At 36.3% G+C, this 15323-nt stretch carries 16 protein-coding genes and 1 pseudogene; 13 read left to right on the top strand and 4 right to left on the bottom strand.

The features are described from left to right. Positions 1-47 precede the first annotated feature (47 nt). The 10 genes and pseudogenes from AC3WVZ_RS23625 (at position 48) to AC3WVZ_RS23580 (ending at position 8054) form a co-directional block, all read left to right on the top strand. A complete protein-coding gene (locus AC3WVZ_RS23625; RefSeq protein WP_000415315.1) occupies positions 48-554 on the top strand; it encodes an NUDIX hydrolase in 507 nt (168 codons plus the stop codon). After that, complete coding sequence (locus tag AC3WVZ_RS23620) at positions 551-868, top strand: YuiB family protein (protein WP_000027016.1); 318 nt, start codon at positions 551-553, stop codon at positions 866-868. The genes AC3WVZ_RS23625 and AC3WVZ_RS23620 overlap by 4 nt, the downstream gene beginning before the upstream one ends. Before the next feature lie 86 nt (positions 869-954). Further along, a complete protein-coding gene (gene spsC / locus AC3WVZ_RS23615; RefSeq protein ID WP_000920103.1) occupies positions 955-1581 on the top strand; it encodes a stationary phase survival protein SpsC in 627 nt (208 codons plus the stop codon). Positions 1582-1726: 145 nt separating this feature from the next. Further along, positions 1727-3211 (top strand): cytosol aminopeptidase, encoded by a 1485-nt coding sequence (gene pepA, locus AC3WVZ_RS23610; RefSeq protein WP_000487946.1) that lies wholly within the window; start codon positions 1727-1729, stop codon positions 3209-3211. 174 nt (positions 3212-3385) lie between these two features. After that, positions 3386-3511: pseudogene (locus AC3WVZ_RS23605) on the top strand (decaprenyl-phosphate phosphoribosyltransferase); the annotation flags it as partial. Positions 3512-3612: 101 nt separating this feature from the next. After that, complete coding sequence (gene tnpC / locus AC3WVZ_RS23600) at positions 3613-5016, top strand: IS66 family transposase (RefSeq protein WP_100910632.1); 1404 nt, start codon at positions 3613-3615, stop codon at positions 5014-5016. Positions 5017-5070: 54 nt separating this feature from the next. Then, positions 5071-5904 (top strand): decaprenyl-phosphate phosphoribosyltransferase, encoded by an 834-nt coding sequence (locus tag AC3WVZ_RS23595; RefSeq protein WP_425594294.1) that lies wholly within the window; start codon positions 5071-5073, stop codon positions 5902-5904. Between the two features lie 102 nt (positions 5905-6006). After that, entirely contained in the window at positions 6007-6351 is a 345-nt protein-coding gene (locus AC3WVZ_RS23590) for an EamA family transporter (RefSeq protein ID WP_001183889.1), read from the top strand. Positions 6352-6362: 11 nt separating this feature from the next. Beyond that, a complete protein-coding gene (locus AC3WVZ_RS23585; protein WP_000537660.1) occupies positions 6363-6785 on the top strand; it encodes a divergent PAP2 family protein in 423 nt (140 codons plus the stop codon). Positions 6786-6800: 15 nt separating this feature from the next. Next, entirely contained in the window at positions 6801-8054 is a 1254-nt protein-coding gene (locus AC3WVZ_RS23580) for a DUF6080 domain-containing protein (protein WP_065212301.1), read from the top strand. A 396-nt stretch (positions 8055-8450) separates the two neighbouring features. Here AC3WVZ_RS23580 and cdaS read toward each other — a convergent pair whose 3' ends face one another. Further along, positions 8451-9056 carry a sporulation-specific diadenylate cyclase CdaS gene (gene cdaS, locus AC3WVZ_RS23575; RefSeq protein ID WP_233935477.1) on the bottom strand — a complete coding sequence of 202 codons (606 nt, stop codon included), beginning with the start codon at positions 9054-9056 and terminating at the stop codon, positions 8451-8453. Between the two features lie 143 nt (positions 9057-9199). Here cdaS and AC3WVZ_RS23570 point away from each other — a divergent pair, with 143 nt between their 5' ends. Together AC3WVZ_RS23570 and galU are read left to right on the top strand one after the other, a co-directional pair. After that, on the top strand, positions 9200-10924 hold the full coding sequence (locus AC3WVZ_RS23570) for a phospho-sugar mutase (RefSeq protein WP_001104221.1): 1725 nt from the start codon (positions 9200-9202) through the stop codon (positions 10922-10924). 107 nt (positions 10925-11031) lie between these two features. Next, positions 11032-11919 (top strand): UTP--glucose-1-phosphate uridylyltransferase GalU, encoded by an 888-nt coding sequence (gene galU, locus AC3WVZ_RS23565; RefSeq protein WP_002097988.1) that lies wholly within the window; start codon positions 11032-11034, stop codon positions 11917-11919. A gap of 45 nt (positions 11920-11964) precedes the next feature. Here galU and AC3WVZ_RS23560 read toward each other — a convergent pair whose 3' ends face one another. Both AC3WVZ_RS23560 and AC3WVZ_RS23555 read right to left on the bottom strand, forming a co-directional pair. After that, entirely contained in the window at positions 11965-12558 is a 594-nt protein-coding gene (locus AC3WVZ_RS23560; protein ID WP_233935475.1) for a biotin transporter BioY, read from the bottom strand. Between the two features lie 50 nt (positions 12559-12608). Next, complete coding sequence (locus AC3WVZ_RS23555; RefSeq protein WP_233935473.1) at positions 12609-13352, bottom strand: DUF3298 and DUF4163 domain-containing protein; 744 nt, start codon at positions 13350-13352, stop codon at positions 12609-12611. 95 nt (positions 13353-13447) lie between these two features. On the opposite strand from AC3WVZ_RS23555, the gene AC3WVZ_RS23550 reads away from it, so the two are divergent. Beyond that, positions 13448-13831, top strand: coding sequence for a hotdog fold thioesterase (locus tag AC3WVZ_RS23550; protein ID WP_001140612.1), 384 nt, complete (start codon positions 13448-13450; stop codon positions 13829-13831). A gap of 39 nt (positions 13832-13870) precedes the next feature. Here the strand turns inward: AC3WVZ_RS23550 and AC3WVZ_RS23545 are convergent, their stop codons facing one another. Then, positions 13871-15247, bottom strand: a complete 1377-nt coding sequence (locus tag AC3WVZ_RS23545) for a glycine--tRNA ligase (protein ID WP_000287147.1) — start codon at positions 15245-15247, stop codon at positions 13871-13873. Positions 15248-15323: the final 76 nt, after the last annotated feature.

Genomic DNA, 15323 nt, shown 5'->3' with positions numbered 1-15323 from the left:
AAAAGAAAGAATATTCTGTCCGTTCTGAAAGAGGAGGTTATTACATCATGGAGAAACGAGGGAAGGTATGGCTAGCTGTTAGTGGTTTAGTAGCTACAAAAGATGGTAGGTGGCTATTTGTTAAGAAGAAATACAGTGGATTAAAAGGGAAATGGTCTTTACCGGCTGGTTTTGTAAATGAAGGTGAGACGGTTGATGAAGCTGTGAAACGCGAAGTGTTAGAAGAGACAGGCATTGTCGCTCATGTGAAGGGGATCATTGGTGTTCGATCGGGTGTTATTCGTAATGAGATTAGTGATAATATGATTATTTTTCTTTTGGAGCCTGAAGGAGAAAATATTATTATACAGGAGAAAGAATTGTCTGAAGTGGCGTTCTTACATCCGGATAAGATTGTAGACGATCCGAATACGTCTGTGCTTATTAAATATTTGTTAGAAGGAAGATCAGAACTACATCTTGAAGTGGACAAAACATTAAATCCAGGCGAACCATTTGGTTATACAGCTTATCACGTATTTACGGCACGTGCGAAGGAGAGGGGAAAAGAGTGAGTATACCGGTACTACTTATTTCAATGATGTTATTCTTTATTTTGTTCTTTGGAATTGGATTTTTACTCAACATGATTTTGCGAGCTACTTGGGTAATGGTTATTGTGTATCCGATTGTTTGTATGCTTATTATTAATAAAGCGAGTATGTGGGATTATTTTTCAAAACCGAAAGAAACATTTTCTTCATTTGGGACAAGTGTATCGCACTTAGGACAAGCAGACGTATTTATTCTATCTACTGGATTAGTAGGGGCTGCTTTAGCAGGAGTCGTAATCAAGAAACTTCGGAAAAGCGGATATCAAATGTTTTAATCTCCAATTAAGTTGGAGATTATTTTTTTGCATATTCCTTCATGGTATAGGGAATGATTAACGATGAAGGAGTGTGGAATATAAAAATGTTAAAACGATATTGTATTCGCATTATGATGACTTGTTTACTTGCAATTGCATTATGCGTAACATGGAATGCTTTCACAGGAGTTTCTTTATTAGAGATTGTAAAGAAGTATGAGGGAACGAGTGCAAAAGAAGTACATGCAGCAGAAGTTAAGAGAAATGTTGCTCCGAGTAAAGAAGTGATAAATGCTTTAGAGCAGGCAAACGACTGGTCTAAATATCGTTCAATTGAAATGACTGCAACAGGTTATACATCGGGGATTGAGTCAACTGGTAAGAGGCCAGGGCATCCAGAGTATGGTATTACATATTCAGGTGTTAAAGTGAAAAGGGATTTATATTCCACAATCGCTGCGGACTTACGCGTATTTCCGATTGGAACGATTCTATTCGTACCAGGTTATGGATATGGTGTAGTAGCTGATAAGGGCGGTGCAATAAAAGGAAACCGTCTTGATCTATATTATGATACGGTGAAAGATGTTTATAGCCAATGGGGTAAGAAAAAAGTAAATGTGTACGTAGTAAAAGTAGGAAATGGTAAGTTTACAGAAGAAGAGTTAACGATGTTAAATCAAGACGAAACGATGCAAGTGTTTCGTGGTCAATATTTAAAACAAAGATAGTCTAGTCGTAATTACGCTAGAATTTTTTTCTTGGCTTATTTCATAATAGAGGGGATTTTACACGTCATATAACTGTAGTTAGAATTGTCGCATTTTATCGAAAATAAAGTTATAATGGTGGTAGAGAAATTTAGGGGGTCTGAACATGTTTCAAGTACAAAAAGAATTAGCAGGTCATGAAGCAGTAATTGTTGCTTTATTTGAAGAAGAGAAAATGAGTAGTTTTGTACAAGAACTGGACAAAGCGTTTGAAGGACAATTACAAGTTTTACTAGAAGAGAAAGAATTATCTACGAAGAAAAAGGCCATTTCGAAAGTGCATAGCTTAGGAAAAACAAATGTGAAACGTTATTACTTTGTTGGTTTAGGCAAGAAAGAGTCTTACACGACAGAAACGTTACGTGCGGCTCTTGGTAAGGCATTTAAAACACTGCAAGCAGCAAAAGTACAAGATGCAGCAATCTTACTTGATTCTTTCGTAACAGAGAAATTAGACGCGATTGATGTCGCTCATATTGCAGCAGAGGTACAAGGCCTTGGTACATATGAATTACAAACGTATAAATCAGATAAAAAGGATCGTGTAGAGTTAGAGAAGTTCACGGCTATTACATCGGAAGATGCACAAGAAATTGAAGCCGCATTAACAGTTGGCTACGTACATGGACGTGCAACAAATTCAGCTCGTACACTTGTAAATATGCCGCCAAACGTATTAACAGCGACAAAGCTTGCTGAGTATGCTGTTGAATTAGCGGAGAAGTATGATATGGACTATAAAGTTCTTGAGAAAGAAGAGATGGAAGATCTTGGTATGGGTGCGTTACTTGCAGTAAACCAAGGTAGTGTAGAGCCACCAAAAATGATCGCTCTTATTTATAAGGGAAAAGAAGAGTGGAAAGATGTCATTGGGTTCGTTGGAAAAGGTATTACATACGATACAGGTGGTTATTCTTTAAAACCACGTGAAGGCATGGTCGGTATGAAAGGTGATATGGGCGGTGCAGCTGCTGTATTAGGTGCGATGGAAATTATCGGTGAACTTCGCCCAGAACAAAATGTGATCGCTGTTATTCCTTCAACTGATAACGTTGTAAGTGGTACGGCATTTAAGCCAGACGATGTAATCACATCTATGAGCGGAAAAACAATTGAAGTATTAAATACGGATGCAGAAGGTCGTCTAGCTTTAGCTGACGGTATTACGTATGCGAAAAAACTTGGTGCAAACTACCTTGTTGATGTTGCAACATTAACAGGCGGTGTAATTGTTGCACTTGGAAACTATACGACAGGCGCAATGACAAATAATGAAGAGTTATTTGAGCAAGTGCTAGAGGCTTCTATGGAAACAGATGAGCCAATTTGGCAACTACCGATTTTTGATCGTGATAAAGAACGCGTTCGAAACAGTAAGTTTGCTGATTTAAATAACTCACCAGGCCGTGAAGGACATGCGGTTATGGCAGGTACATTCTTAGGCGAATTCGCTGAAGATACACCGTGGGTACACTTAGATATCGCTGGAACATCAGAAACAAAAGGCGCGCACGACTTAGGTCCAGCTGGAGCAACTGGTGCAATGGTACGTACACTTGCAACACTTGTGGAGCGTTTTGGAGAAGAATAATTCTTTGAAGAAAAGGCTGTCTCAAATTTTTGAGGCAGCCTTTTTTATTGGTATTTAATAGTTGATTTTCAATGCTATACTTATGTGATATAATCTTTCCTGTATTAGAAGTAAATAACAATTGAATAGGGAGGGAAAGAAGAGAGTGATAAAAATAGAAGCACTCTTATTATTATGAGGGAAGGAACTTTATCTCAACAAAATATAGTTGTATTGTTTTTTAAACAGTTACGCCCGAAACAGTGGACTAAAAACTTGCTTGTATTTGCAGCGTTAGTCTTTTCAATAAAACAAGTATCGTAACTACTCAGCCACCTTTCGGTGTCTTTTTTAAATTTTACTAGTTTCATATGCCTCCCATTTGTAAATACTGAGTATATCAAACAGGGGAGGTGAATCTTATGGTCGATCGAAAAATTATTTTAGATACATATAAAAAAGGACCTGAAGCTGTTATTTCTTTATTTGAAGAAACATTTTCTAAGTTAGAAAAACGTATACAAGAACTAGAAAATGCTTCAAAAAAAAACTCCAAAAATAGTCATAAGCCACCTTCTACAGATGGTTTGGGTAAGCCCGTTACAAAAAGTTTGCGCAAACCGTCTCATCGTCAAACGGGTGGCCAGTTGGGCCACAAGGGACATACTCTTGGTTTGACAGCGACTCCAGATCATACGATTACACATTCTCCTACATATTGTACTTGTTGTCATACTTCCTTGAACCACGAGCCTGTAAAAGGGTATCGCATTCGCCAAGTGTATGACTTACCACCTATTCAGATCGAAGTGACAGAACATAAAGTAGAACAGAAAGAATGCCCACATTGCCATTCTATCCAAGAAGCCCAATTTCCTTCGACAGTATCTCGTCCTGTTCAATATGGTCCAAATATAAAAAGACTGATTCCCTATTTAACGCATTATCAATGCATTTCTTTGAAGCGAACAAAAGAATTCTTTCAGGATTGTTTTGGACATTCTATAAGCGAAGGAACCCTGGTAAATCATACACAGGCTTTCGCTTCTCAATTGCAGCCATTCATAAAAGAAGTAAAGGAAAAGATTCTGCAGTCTCCTGTTGTCCATTTTGATGAAACTGGTATGCGTGTAGAAAACAAAACACAATGGTTACATACTGCCAGTACACCGGAGGTGACATTGCAACATATTCATCAAAAACGTGGAAAAGAAGCAATGGATGCTGGAGAAATCTTGCCATCTTTTTCTGGAATTGCGATGCATGATGGTTGGAAATCGTATGATGCGTATACAGATTGTCGTCACGTTTTATGTAATGCCCATCTCTTACGAGATTTACAAGGAATTATAGATAGTACTGGAGAACAATGGGCACAACAGATGCAGAAATTTCTAACGCAAGCGTTGACGATGAAAAAGCAATCCGAAGGTACCATGCCAAAAGCGACGCAAAAGAATCTGTTTATTATGTATCAATCCATATTGAAAGAACAACAGATTCTTTCCACGAAACAAAAGAAGAAAGGAAAGCAGACGCCTTCTCAAAATTTATGGAATCGCTTCGTCAAGTATTCTGACAGAATTCTAGCGTTTTTAGAACATCCAGCCATTCCATTTGATAACAATCAAGCAGAACGGGATATTCGGATGACGAAAGTAAAACAGAAAGTGTCTGGGACTTTCCGAAGTAAGAAAGGCGCAGAATCTTTTTGTCAGATACGAAGCTTTATGAGTACCATGAAAAAACAAAAACAATCGGTCTTACAAGCGATAAACCAAGTCATAGAAACTAGAACGGTTCCTTGGAATAACACGACTTCATAAGAGAATTTCTCTATTTGGCATAGATTCTTTCTCTGATTGGAGTATTTTCTTTTCATGTTTTCGAATCGGAAACATGTATTTGGCCTGTTTTTTTATTTGAAGAAGCTGAGTAGTTACCAAGTATCTTTAACTATGGTGGCACAAGCTGCAATTTGTTTTGCGCTATTTTGTGCAATATCTGGCTGTGTCTATATTTTAAATGATTTTATGGATATTGAGGCAGATCGACAACACCCTGTTAAGCGATATCGACCGATGGCATCAGGGGCATTAAATCCGTACTTTGCTATTACGGCAGGTTGTGTTATTTTAGTAGCGTCTTTAGTAGTTTCATATATATTAAATCCGTTATTGTGCTTAGTATTAGCAGTCTATTTTATTTTAAATGTAGCGTATTCAATTCGTTTGAAACACGTTGTAATCATTGATATTTTAATTATTGCAGCTGGATTTGTTTTACGAGCATTGGCCGGTGGATTAGTTATTCAAGTGCCATTTACACCGTGGTTTTTATTATGTACATTATTACTGTCACTATTCTTGGCTATTAATAAAAGAAGACATGAATTAGTATTGTTACAGAATAATAAAGGTTCTCATAGAAAAGTATTAGAAAGTTATTCTCCTGCTTTGTTAGACCAATTAAGTACAATTGTTACATCGGCAACTATTGTAACTTATGCTATCTTTACTTTTAATGCAGGGAAAAGTATCTATTTAATGTGGACAATCCCATTTGTAATTTACGGGATTTTTCGTTATTTATATTTAGTTCACATGGAAGATAAAGGTGGAGAACCAGATAAAGTTTTATTAGAGGATCAGCATATTTTAATAACAGTGTTGTTATATGCGATAACAGTTATTATTATACTATTGAACTTTTAATTACTCTATTCGGGTTTGTTAAAACGTTTAAGAGGAGTGTCTTAAACGTTTTTTATTTGGAATAAAACATTTTTTGAATATAAACAGTTAAGGAGTATAGAGATGCAACAATTTTTAATGATTATTTTATCAGTTGGTATGGGAGTTGTAGGGCAAATTTTATTAAAATTTGGTGCAATGAAATCACAAAGTTCAGCGGCTGTAGGTATTATGAATTTCATTAACGTACCGAACTTTTTCGGACTAGCTTTTTACGGTTTAAGTGCATTATTATGGATGATTGTGCTGAGAAAGGTTGATTTAAGTTATGCATACCCAATGGTGAGTTTCGGATATGTATTTGTTATTATTGCGTCAGCATTATTATTTGGTGAAACAATCAATTTCATGAAAATTGCTGGAATGGTATGTATAGTAGCTGGCATTTTATTTATTGCAAAATCATAGGAGGTAAAGCAATGGGAACATATTTATATTGTATACTTCCATTTATAGCTTGGGTAGCTTCGGGAGTATTGAAATTTTTAGTGAATTATCTTCGTTCTGGAAAAGATGCTTTTCGTTTAGTTGGAAATGGTGGATTTCCTAGTACGCATACAACGATTTTATCAAGTATGGTCATGACAATAGGGTTTCATGAAGGGTTTAATACACCGATGTTTGGAATCGGGATGGCAATTTTAACAATTGTTATCATTGATGCCACAGGACTTCGCCGTACAGTTGGTAAACATGCAAGAATGTTGAATAAACATATAAGTTCGGAAGAAGAAAAATTAAGAGAGCGTCAAGGACATCATTGGCATGAGATTTTTGGTGGGCTTGTGTTAGGAACAGTTATTGGGTACGTGGCACATCTAATTATGTTATTTCTACCGTAGAGAGGAGAAGAAGTATTGAATATTTGGAATGATTATAAAGGAAAGGGGATATTAGCCCTTGTCCTTTTCATTTTTTATTGGTCATTTTATTTTTTTATCGGTTGGAAAATGGATACTCACTCTAAGCTTTTTATTGAAGCGTGGGTGGTTGATACCTATTTTTCTTTTGATCAAGGATATTATATCATCTCCTTTTTCCTTGAAAAAGTAGATGTAGCAGCGGCGACCTGGTTCCGACATCCATTCCTTTATTATTTTATTCAACAATTCATGTGGATGCTGGAGACAGTAAAAGTAGGGAATATTGTACATGGTATTATATTTATTCAAACGTTTTTAAGCGCGTTCAGTGTAGTGATGATTTATACATTATGCTGTAAAATTTGTAAGAATACGATTGTTTCTTTTTTGCTAGCGGTCATGTATGGATTTTCAGCTACAATGTTAGTTATTACGTGGACACCAGAATCTTTTAGCTATGCAAATTTCACATTGGTACTTATGTGCTTTGTATGCTATCCATTTATTACAGGGGAAAAAGAAGCGAAAATAGGATTTAGTATTGCGAATGTATTGTTGGCAATAGTAATAACAGGGGTTACATTAACCAATTCGTTTATGTGGTTTTTAGGTAGTCTGATGAGTTATAAGAAACTACGGAAAAAAATTATTTGGACTGGTATTTCGATTGTTATTGTCGTGGTCCTGTTTGTATTAGCAATGAACGCAAATAATGTCGTTCTTATCGAAGGATTAAAGGGTAGTATGGACTTTGCTGCGCAAGGACAGAGTTTTTCACCAGAATACGTTAAGCCATCAGGTATATTAGTATTTCATCTATTATTAGGATCTTCATTCATCTTTGGACCATTCTCGGAAGTTACTTTAAGACAAGGTGAGCAATTCGCACAATTAAATATACTTCCATCGCATACTATGATCGGGTGGATTGTGATTGTATCTGTGTATGCTTTTATAATAGTAGCTGTATGGAAAAACTTTAGAAAAGAGCCTTTCGTAAGGTTTTTAAGTTTCTGTTTACTATTTAATATTGTTTTACATGGAATTATTGGTTTTGGGGCATCTGAAGCATTTATTTATGGCGCACATATGCTGTTTACAATACCGTTATTATTAGCATATGGTTTTAAAGTGATGAGACGTGTAAAAGTAGTTGCTTTATGTTTAATATTAATATTAATAATTATAAATAATTTTGAAAGTATGCTATATTTTTATCATTTTGCAGTCTCCAATTATTCTTTATAATAAAATAGATTTTTAATAAAAGGGTACTTTAGATAGGATTTCTAAAGTACCCTTTTTTACTATTTATTAAAAATAGATAAAAAATAATAGCTAGAAGTGAAGCATTTTAGAAAACATACAGTTGTTATGAAAGAGGTCTAAACATGTTTTGAGTACAAAAAGAGTAGTAAGTGTACTTAGACATCCCTTTGAGCAAATAATTTATGGTCAGCTCGAGCAATGGTATAGGTAATTCGTATACTTTTCGAGCATTTTGTAGAAGAATAATTTTTTTGAAGAAAAAGCTGTCTCAAATTTTGGAGACAGCTTTTTCTATTGATATGGTAGGTGTATTTGGTGGTAATTCGATATAACTTCATTTACTACCGTGCTGTTCAAAAAAGTGATAAAAAGTGTTTATAAAGAAATCGTATACAAAATCCCGTTTAAAGCAAAAGAAGTACGGCCCGTTTCTTCAGAGACAACTAATATAAGTGCATCACTCTTTTCTGATAAGCCAATTGCAGCTCTGTGACGTGTTCCTAGCTCAGGATCAACTTCTGTACTTTTCGTTAAAGGAAGAATATTAGCAGCTGAGACAATATGATTATTTTTTACGAGAACGGCACCGTCATGAAGAGGGTTACCTGGATAAAATATTGATTCGAGTAATGGTGCAGTTAAATGAGCGTTTAATGTCGTTCCAGTTTGAATGAGAGCTTCAAGCGTCTCGTTTCTTTCCATAACGATAAGAGCACCATGTTTTCTGGCGCTTAAGTGTTGGATAGCTGTCGTAATAAAAGATGAACTTTCCGTATAAGGTGATAAATATGCCTGAATATAGTATGTAGCTGCCAATGTTTGTACATTTGCTAACATATGATGAATATCTTCCATTTTGCATAAAATACATTCGTCTTCTTTATCGATTGCGTTCCTCATAATCGATAGTTCTTTTTCAGCAATTTCAATCATTTGCTTTGTTTGTATTTTGAGCTCTTCTGACAAGCCCCATTCGTGCATAATCCTCATTCCCTTTAGTGGAGTATTTAACAATAGTGTATACAAATATTCCTAGTAAAATCCTGCTAGATTTTATAAAATATTGAGATACAGCATGTTTTTTTCATATAATAAAGGTATGACGAGCGAGAGGAGAGAGAAGAATGAATTGGAAACAAGAATTTAGTCGCTGGCTTTCTTACGCACAATTAGATGCAGAATTAAAAGAACAGCTAGAAAATATGAAGCAAGATGAGAAGAAAATCGAGGATAGCTTTTATAAAAATCTAGAGTTTGGCACAGGTGGTATGCGTGGTGAACTTGGTGCTGGTACGAACCGTTTAAACGTATATACAGTTCGTAAAGCAACAAAAGGATTAGCAAGCTTTATTGAAAAATTAGGTGAGGAAGCGAAAAAACGCGGTGTTGTTGTAGCCTATGATTCTCGTCATAAATCACCTGAGTTCGCAATGGAAGTTGCTGCTACACTTGGGGCACGCGGTATCACAACATATGTGTTTGAAAGCTTACGTCCAACGCCAGTACTTTCTTTCGCAGTTCGTCATTTACATACAGTAAGTGGAATCGTTCTTACGGCAAGCCATAATCCACCTGAATATAACGGATACAAAGTATACGGTGAAGATGGTGGACAGTTACCTCCAAAAGAAGCAGATGAGTTAATTAGCTACGTAAATGCAGTAGAAGATGAATTAACAGTTGAAGTCGCTGATGTAGAGCAATTAAAAGCTGACGGTTTATTACATATTATTGGACAAGAAGTAGATGATGCATATGCTGCAGAATTGAACAATGTCATCATTAATAAAGAAATGGTGCAAAAGGTCGGCAAAGACTTAAAAATCGTCTTTACACCATTGCACGGAACATCAAATATTTCTGTACGCCGTGGTTTAAAAGAAGTTGGATTTACAGATGTAACAGTTGTAAAAGAGCAAGAGTTACCAGATCCAAACTTCTCTACAGTAAAATCACCGAACCCAGAAGAGCACGCAGCGTTTGAGTATGCCATTCGTGACGGTGAAAAGGTAGGCGCAGATGTATTAATCGCAACTGATCCTGACGCAGATCGTCTAGGTGTAGCAGTGCGTAATCATAATGGTGAGTTCCAAGTATTAACAGGAAACCAAACAGGTGCATTAATGCTTGATTACTTACTATCTCAAAAGAAAGAAAACGGAACGCTTCCGGAGAACGGTGTCGTATTAAAAACAATCGTAACGTCTGAGATTGGCCGTACAATTGCGAAAGCATACGGTTTAGATACAGTTGATACGTTAACTGGATTTAAATTTATAGGTGAGAAAATTAGGCAGTATGAAGAAAGCGGACAATATGAATTCCAATTCGGTTATGAGGAAAGCTATGGTTATTTAATCCGCCCATTCTGCCGTGATAAAGATGCAGTACAATCTGTCCTATTTGCATGTGAAGTAGCTGCATACTACAAATCACAAGGGAAAACGTTATATGACGGTCTATTAGAAGTATTTGAGAAGTACGGTTTCTTCCGTGAAGACCTTGTATCGTTAACGTTAAAAGGAAAAGATGGAGCTGAAAAAATCCAAGAGATGATGGCAACGTTCCGTGAGAATCCGCCGAAAGAAGTAGCTGGCTTAACAGTCGTAGCAGTGGAAGACTATAAAGCAAGCATCGTTACATCTTTACAAGATGGACATAAAGAAGAGATTCACTTACCGAAATCAAATGTGTTAAAATATCAATTAGAGGATGGTTCATGGTTCTGCCTACGTCCATCTGGAACTGAGCCGAAGATTAAGTTTTACTTTGGTGTAAAAGATAGTTCTTTACAAAATAGTGAACAAAAGTTACTTACTATTAAAGAAGACATTATGAATCGTTTATAATACAAAGTAATTTTAAGTAGTAAGGAACAAAAGGGAGCGAAATCTCCCTTTTGTTTTATGTAGGAAATGCTTGCTATTGATTCCGACAGGAGAGAGGGTATTTTGTGATGAAAAAAGTAAGAAAAGCGATAATCCCAGCAGCTGGATTAGGAACACGTTTTTTACCAGCAACGAAAGCAATGCCGAAAGAAATGTTACCGATAGTAGATAAACCAACGATTCAATACATTGTAGAAGAAGCAGTGAAATCGGGTATCGAAGATATTATTATCGTTACTGGTAAAACAAAGCGTTCTATTGAAGATCATTTTGATAATGCATTTGAACTAGAACAAAACTTATTAGAGAAGAAAAAATATGAGTTGCTTGAAAAAGTACAAGCTTCTTCAAAAATGGTAGATATTCATTACATCCGTCAAAAAGAGCCGAAGGGACTAGGACATGCTGTTTGGTGTGCGCGTAAATTCATTGGTGATGAGCCGTTTGCAGTGTTACTAGGTGATGATATTGTCCAAGCTGAGAAACCGTGTTTACGTCAATTAATGGATGAGTATGAAAAAACACTTTCTTCTGTTATTGGTGTACAAACTGTTCCAGAGTCGGAAACACATCGCTATGGAATTATCGATCCATTAGAACAAGAAGGTCGTCGTTACCAAGTTCGCAATTTCGTTGAGAAACCAGCACAAGGTACAGCTCCTTCAAACTTAGCAATTATGGGCCGTTACATTTTAACGCCCGAAATCTTTATGTTCTTAGAACAGCAACATGTCGGTGCTGGTGGTGAAATTCAATTAACAGATGCAATCCAAAGCTTAAATGAAATCCAACGTGTATTTGCTTACGATTTCGAAGGAAAGCGCTACGACGTAGGTGAAAAGCTAGGATTCGTTCAAACGACAATTGAAATGGCCCTGCAACACCCAGAATTACGTGATGACATGGTTGCAATGATGAAGAAAATTTTAGAAGAACAAGCGAATCAAGAGTCTTAATATAAAAAAAGAGTTATTGCAGCAAGCTGCAATAACTCTTTTTTATTATGAAATCGTCGAATGAGAATGCTGATAAGCAGAGCGACGCACAGCATAGTATATGCGAGGTGCGATAATAGCACCGATAATTGTAAATGCAATATCTTTTACTGCAAACCACATCATAATCATCCAAGCAGCTTTATAGCTCATATTACCGCCCATAAAGAGATTGACTGCTCCGTACATGTAAGTAGTACCGATTATATAAGTTAAAATAATTCCAGTGAAAGAGGCAATTGCAAATGTAATGAAAGTGGGTCTTTCTTTTTGTTCTACTAGTTTTCCTGATACGTAAGCAACGGTAATAAATGCGATAATAAAACCACCAGTAGGATCTAAAAGTGCTCCAAATCCAGCTTTGAAGTTAGCGAAGATTGGTGCGCCGGCTAAGCCAACGAGCATATATACAGTCATGGATAAGGCACCAAGTCTACTTCCAAGAAGAAGACCTGCTAAAATTGCGAAAAATGGTTGCATAGATAATGGGATGCCTGCTACTTGTAAGAAAGGTGCCCAAGATACAATATTTGCACCGATGGCCATAAGAGCAACGAACATGGCAGCTAATGCTAAATCTAAAACATGAAATCTTCTCATAATGTTAACCTCCTGTTGTTTTTAGGTTAACATTATCGTAGCGAAAATATTTACTTGTTGTCAATCAAAATATTTTGATAAGAAGGCTTTAAATAGTCTCTTAGCAACGTATATGGAATACGAAATTGCGGAATTCCACTTGAATAGGGAGCAATCTCATATAAAGGGAAATAAATGACGAGATTGTCTGGCTCTAAAAAGAAGTGAAATTTTTTCATACTCATTACTTTTTCAGTTGCATCAGGAAAATAAATGCTTTCATTTTGTTTAATTTGTCGTACAATCTCTGCACGGATTACATCTTTATATTTATCCTTTTGTTGAAATAAATCGTCTAAGTGCAGCACCTTTTTTTCGTTTAAATCAAATGTATTTGCCTTCCACGTATAAAGACCGTGTGCTCCGCCAGTATATTGATAGTAATTCACATATAGGCTAAGAAAAGGTGGTTTGTTTAAAGAGACTTTATAATCAACATTTGCTACGTACGGATGAAAGGGTGTACTAGATCCTACTGTCTCTTTATAATATTTTTTTGCTTCTTTTTCTAATTTGTTTTTAAATTTGTCAGTGGATTTTTTGTAGTATAAATTGAGTTTATTTTGAAATTTAGAATCAGAAAAGTTGTGAAAAGAAGGCCTATTTATTTGATATTCTATATAAGGTTTCTTACCTTTTTGCGTTACAGTCTTAACATCGATTGTCAGGTTAGATGCTTTGGCTGTTATTGCACAATTTGGTACAATAGTCAGCAAGGAGAACATAAGCAGTAATATACAAAATTTCTGTTTCATTTAGGTGAAGCCTCCTTATATAAGTGTTATAAGTAGTTTGAAAATAAATAGGTAAAATTATACATTTAATTAAAGTAAGAGAAGGGGGAAGCGATATGGCAAAAACTTTAATGGATTCACTTGGAATTGAGTTGTTAGAGATGACAGAAGATAAGGTAGTTGCTACGATGCCTGTTGATGAGCGTACGCATCAACCGTTTGGATTTTTACATGGAGGTGCATCGGTTGCATTAGCGGAAACAGTGGCAAGTGTTGGTTCATATAATTTAATTGATCAAGAAAAATGTATTTGTTTCGGATTAGAAATTAATGCAAACCACATTCGCTCAAAGAAAGATGGAATTGTAACGGCGATCGGAACACCGATACATAGAGGACAATCGACAATGGTTTGGGATGTTCGTATTATTGATGAAAATGATGATTTACTATGTATATCAAGATGTACAGTAGCAATTAAAGAAAAACGTGAAAAGTAAAAAAGAGGCGCTCTTACGAGCAGCCTCTTTTTCTTATAATTAGAACTGGATTTTCTTCTCTAAGAAACCTTTTAGTTCGCTAATTGGCATACGAACTTGTTCCATTGTGTCACGGTCACGTACTGTAACAGCTTTGTCTTCAACTGAGTCGAAGTCGTATGTGATACAGAATGGTGTACCGATTTCGTCTTGACGACGGTAACGTTTACCGATAGAACCAGTTTCATCAAAGTCTACCATGAAGTCTTTAGCTAATTCTGCGAATACTTCAGTAGCACCTTCAGATAGCTTCTTAGATAATGGTAAGATAGCTGCTTTGTATGGTGCTAAAGCAGGGTGGAAACGAAGAACTGTACGAGAATCGTTTTCTAATTGCTCTTCTTCATATGCATCACATAAGAATGCTAATGTTACGCGGTCTGCGCCTAAAGATGGCTCGATGCAGTATGGCACGTAACGCTCATTCGTTTGTGGATCAATATAGTTAAAGTCTTCGTTTGAATGTTCCATGTGACGTTTTAAGTCGAAGTCTGTACGAGATGCAACGCCCCAAAGTTCGCCCCAACCGAATGGGAATTTGAATTCAATGTCAGTTGTTGCATTACTGTAGTGAGATAACTCTTCTTCACCGTGGTCACGAAGACGCATGCTCTCTTCAGACATACCAAGTGAAAGTAACCAGTTTTTACAAGTTTCACGCCAGAATGCAAACCACTCTAAATCTTCACCAGGCTTACAGAAGAATTCAAGTTCCATTTGTTCGAATTCACGTGTACGGAATGTGAAGTTACCAGGCGTGATTTCGTTACGGAAACTCTTACCGATTTGGCCGATACCAAATGGAAGCTTTTTACGCATAGAGCGTTGAACGTTTTTGAAGTTTACGAAAATACCTTGTGCTGTTTCAGGACGAAGGAAGATTTCGTTTGTGCTAGACTCTGTAACACCTTGGAATGTTTTGAACATTAAGTTGAACTGACGGATTTCAGTGAATTCTTCACTACCGCAATCAGGACATTTTACTTCATGTTCTTTCATTAAGTCAGCCATTTGGTCGAAAGTAAGACCGTCAACAACCATTTCGATGCCTTTTGCATCTAAAGCATCCTCAATTAATTTGTCAGCACGGTGACGAGCTTTACATTTTTTACAGTCAATCATTGGATCGTTGAAGTTACCAACGTGACCAGAAGCGATCCAAGTTTTAGGGTTCATTAAAATAGCTGCGTCTAAACCAACGTTGTGTGGAGATTCTTGAATGAATTTTTTCCACCAAGCTTTTTTAACGTTATTTTTTAATTCGATTCCAAGTGGACCGTAATCCCAAGTGTTTGCAAGACCACCGTAAATTTCAGAACCAGGGAAAACAAAACCGCGATGTTTCGCTAAGTTTACAACTTGTTCCATTGAATACATAAGAAAATCCTCCTTTTGAAAGTTAACGTATTGGCGATGACATACTCTGATACTTTGGAAACGAGCAGTATATGCT

The sequence above is a fragment of the Bacillus sp. CPT56D-587-MTF genome, from assembly GCF_058792335.1.
Note: the sequence above shows the minus strand (reverse complement) of the source record. Positions and strands in the feature narration are given on the sequence as shown.